Below are 4,058 nucleotides of genomic sequence, written 5' to 3' on the forward strand. Positions count from 1 at the left end.
CAGTTCCTTATCGACGAGCAATGTGATCCGGAAAAGATCGAACGCATCATCGCTGATGAGCCAAATTCATAAGGTCTGCGGCCTAGTCCGGATGGTTACAACGGACACAAAGCATGCGCATATTCCACGCCAAGACCTGCCGGTTTCCTGGATGCGTTATCGGAGAGGCTTGGCGCACCGGATAATCTGGACAAGAATGACGCGATCGAAAGTACGACAGCCTGGTGGAAACGAGATGCGGTCGAGTATTCTTTTGTTCAGGTAGGTTCGTCCGCCGTCATCAATATCGGCTCAAGTCGGTGAGATAATGGGAACACCCGAAGCATATTTTACGTCGTTACCGAGCAGAAAAATAGACGGAAAAGGTGTCGCGCGTGTCACTTGCCTGACTCGATTGCTGTGGGCGTAGTGGGTTCTGAGGAAAACCAGACGTCCGGATAGATGGCAATTGCACTTTGGTCGGGGAAGCGGTCAGCCTTTCTCCAGATAGACCGTATAGTCCGCGCCTCGTCGAAATTGGCCGGCACTCTGGAAGGAGCAACCTCTCTTGAAGCGCCCACGCATGGAATAAACCATGCCGGCATCAACGGTTTGGCACTGAAGCCGCCGCTGTCGGCCCGAACCAGCAGCGTCAGGGCAACTTCCTCGCTTGGTCGCCACGGAAAGATCATCCGACCGCCGGGCTTGAGTGCTCGTAGCCAGTCAATTGGAGGTGCTGCCACTCCAGCATTCACATAGATCACATCGGATTTAGGGAGCCGCTTTTGAGTCGCGTCAGCGTTGATCACGCTTACTCCCTCGAAGGGTTCAAGATTAACTCGAGCTTTTTCAGCCAAGCTCTTGTCGATTTCGAAGGCTGTTACTGTACCTGTTGGCAACACGAGCATCGACAGGATCGCTGAGTAGTATCCCATTCCCGCACCGATATGCGTGACCGCTTCTCCGCGTTGCGGTGCAACTGCTCCGAGCCAGGCCGCATGAAGCGAAGGCTCCCCGTTGTTGATTCCTTTGTCTGCATCAAGCGCCACCAGGACGTTATGGTAGAGGTAAACGGGATCAGCACTCGGCGTATCGAAATACCGGAGGTTGATCATGACTTTCCAGGGACCAGGCGGGAAGAAAGCTTCGCGGGGGACGACCTCGAAAGCCCTTTCGAGCCGCGGGTCGGACGACCTGCTCGCTTCTACCATCAACCGCGCGTAAAACCCGCGTATTTCTTCGATGCTGGCTCGTTCATTTGCCATGAGCTGGTCTCCTGTCGATGTAGAAAACATCTGACAAACCAATCGGAATTTGCCTTCAATCCGATATTCGGCGTTCGTTCAGGAAGTTTTCGATCTTTTTCGCTTCCTTCTCGTGGGCCGGCTGTTGCCCGGGGGAAAGTTTCTTTGGCGCGACCTCTTTCGGGGTATCAGGGGCTACGCCTGCCCCTGCTGTCTCAGCCGTGAAGTTGAAGCGTACGTCGCCATCGATTGGAAGGACGGCGATCTTTGCTTCGCATTTCAGGATCGCACGAACACCCGCTTGTGCGAATGCCTCATTGAGTGGCCCATCTCCTTTCGACACGATTTTCGGCACGCCTTTCAGTTTCCCATCTTCGAAATGTGCTTCGATGATGGCGGAGGTTGTCGCGCCGGCAGGAGCCATAAAGCAGCCGAGGACGGCTTTCTGTAATCTGGCCTTGTCGTGATCGGATGGTTCCGCTGCCATCGAGACTGATATCAGGAGCGGAAGAGCAAACGATGCCATGACAGTGGGCCGCCAGGGCTGCTTTTCGATTTTGCATCTATATGGTTTGCTCTTCGTGCCGCGCATAATCGATCGCTTCCGTTCGTTGTTCCGCATGTGATCGTAACCGCTCCTCGGGCACAATAACCAGGACGTTGAAACCTTGGTCGATATCAAAGGTCTGCGGGTCGAGCAGTTCGTTTACATGCTCCGAGCTGAACCAAAGCCAGATATTTTGATCGTAGACGGTCGCGATCGCTTCTTTCATGACACCTTTGATGGCTTCGATGATTTCGACCCCGGCCCCGCCTCTCGTATTGAGGTGCATGAGCTTTTTCCGTGCCGGGCTTCCCGCATCGGAAACAGCGATGGACACCCTGTCCTTCATGTAACTTTTGACCCGGACCCGCAGTCGCTTCGGGCGAGACGCATCAAATTGGTCGTTAATGGCTTTGATGCGCGCCTCGATATCAGCATCGTCCAGGCGCAACTTGGGCAAAACATCGTCCGCCGGCGCAAGCTCGTCGCCAAACTGCGCGCGTGCCACCTCGGCAGCGTGATGCGCGTATGCGAGATGAGTAACGGGTAGTGCCTTCAGCCATTTGCGGCGTTGCGTGATCGCCATCGACTTTGCCGCTTCCTCACCGAATTTGGCGATGGAGAAGTTTTCTCTTTTTTGCCCCTCACTGGTCATCAGCGTTGCCTGCCAGACATCGCCATCCGCTGTCTCGACGCGCCTCACACCGGAAATACCGCTTCGGTTGTTTTTGCGCAGAAGCACGGCCTGCTCGTGGTTGGTAGCGGGCGGAATGGCAAGAATGATGGCGTCGCGGTAGGCACGCGCCTCACGATAGGCTGCATCGCCCGAACCGTAGATACTGTCCTTGAACAGCCTGACGATCCTGTGGCCGCGCCGCCTGAGGCTGACCCACCAGCCGGCACCGCGGTGTGCCCCGGCGGCGGATTCCCGTCGCAGCCCGTAGTGGTCGGCGTCGTGCTTTGTCTGTTTCGACCTTGCTCCAACCCTCACGTCCACCCCCTGTCAAATTTCATGGGTAGTATTTTGCCCTATTCGGGTTGCAGAATTCATGGTGAATCCATGGTTTCGCCACAATGTTTGATTGCATTCTGTCGAGATTTTGGCAGTTGATTGATATTTTTCCGATCTTCCATCGAGGTTTGCCATGAATGATCAGACTTCTTTTTCCGATTTCATTCAGGCGAGCCGTGTGCTCAAGGTCAAGTCTCCGTTAGGGGAAGATCAGCTTCTGCCGGAACGACTTGCGGTTGACGAGGGCGTATCGCAGCTCTTCGACATTCGTCTGACGGTGCGTGCCAAGAAGGAAGCGGTCAAGCCCGAAGAGCTGATCGGACGGCTGGTCGATATCTCCATCGAGATCAGCCAGGGCGACGGCGATGGCGGCGGTGTTCGCCGCCCCTTCAACGGCCTGGTGACGGAGCTGCATGAAGGCCCGCCGATCACACGCGGCATGCGCTCCTATGCGCTGACCATCCGCCCGCAAATGTGGCTTCTGTCGCGCCGGTCGGATTGCCGTATCTGGATGGACAAGACGGCGGTGGAGGTCGTCGAGACGCTGTTTTCGGAACATGGCATTCCCGCTCCCGACACGTCAGGCATCATTTCGCCTCCGCCTGCACAGCATTACAGCGTTCAATGGAATGAAGATGACCTCTCCTATCTTCTGCGTCGTTTCGAGGAAGATGGCCTGTTCTACTGGTTTGCCCATGAGGACGGTTCCCACAAGCTCCATGTGGCCGATAGCGCCAGTGGCTGGCTTGGGCCGTCGCCGGCCGCCCAGGGGGAGGGGACGGTGCGCCTGGCGCAGGGGTCTTCGGATCGCAACCACATCAACGACTGGGCGCGGCGTTTTTCCTATGTCTCGGGCCAGCGCGCTGGCGCGGACTGGAATTTCGAGACGCCGGGCATGGTGCCGGGCACGATGACACCGTCACTGGTGCAGATGCCGGATGCGACGAAGCGCGAGCTTTACGAATATCCGGCCCGCATCAAGACGGTGGAAGAGGCCGAGCGGGCGCAGAAACTGCGCACCCAGTCCATCGAAGCCGATCACGACCGGGTGTTCGGTTCGTCGACCTCGCGCATTCTGGAGGCCGGCCGCCGCTTCACGCCTTACGAGGTTGCCCATCCCGAACACGCCTATGAAGAACATGTGATCATCAGGGCCAGCCACAGCATCGTCGACCTCTCCTATGAGACCAATGGCAACGAGCCGGAATATCGCAATCACTTCGAGGCGATCCCCGCCCGTGTGCCGCTGACGCCGCACCGGTCAACAAAACGCCCGCGC

At 57.0% G+C, this 4,058-nt stretch carries 4 protein-coding genes; 1 reads left to right on the forward strand and 3 read right to left on the reverse strand.

The genetic code is table 11. The annotated features are described in order from the left end of the window. Positions 1-377: 377 nt before the first annotated feature. The 3 genes from ACQZ40_RS25605 to ACQZ40_RS25615 are packed head-to-tail and all read right to left on the reverse strand — an operon-like array spanning position 378 to position 2,758. On the reverse strand, positions 378-1,244 hold the full coding sequence (locus ACQZ40_RS25605) for a protein-L-isoaspartate O-methyltransferase family protein (RefSeq protein ID WP_104679724.1): 867 nt from the start codon (positions 1,242-1,244) through the stop codon (positions 378-380). Between the two features lie 55 nt (positions 1,245-1,299). Continuing rightward, positions 1,300-1,749: a hypothetical protein gene (locus ACQZ40_RS25610; RefSeq protein WP_065656384.1), complete on the reverse strand. Its 450-nt coding sequence runs from the start codon at positions 1,747-1,749 to the stop codon at positions 1,300-1,302. A 37-nt stretch (positions 1,750-1,786) separates the two neighbouring features. Beyond that, a complete protein-coding gene (locus ACQZ40_RS25615) occupies positions 1,787-2,758 on the reverse strand; it encodes a hypothetical protein (protein ID WP_233282682.1) in 972 nt (323 codons plus the stop codon). Between the two features lie 154 nt (positions 2,759-2,912). Here ACQZ40_RS25615 and tssI point away from each other — a divergent pair. Continuing rightward, positions 2,913-4,058 (forward strand): type VI secretion system tip protein TssI/VgrG (gene tssI, locus ACQZ40_RS25620; protein ID WP_448748908.1); only part of this gene is annotated, 1,146 nt, incomplete at its 3' end.

It is taken from the genome of Agrobacterium sp. 16-172Ci (assembly GCF_053522725.1).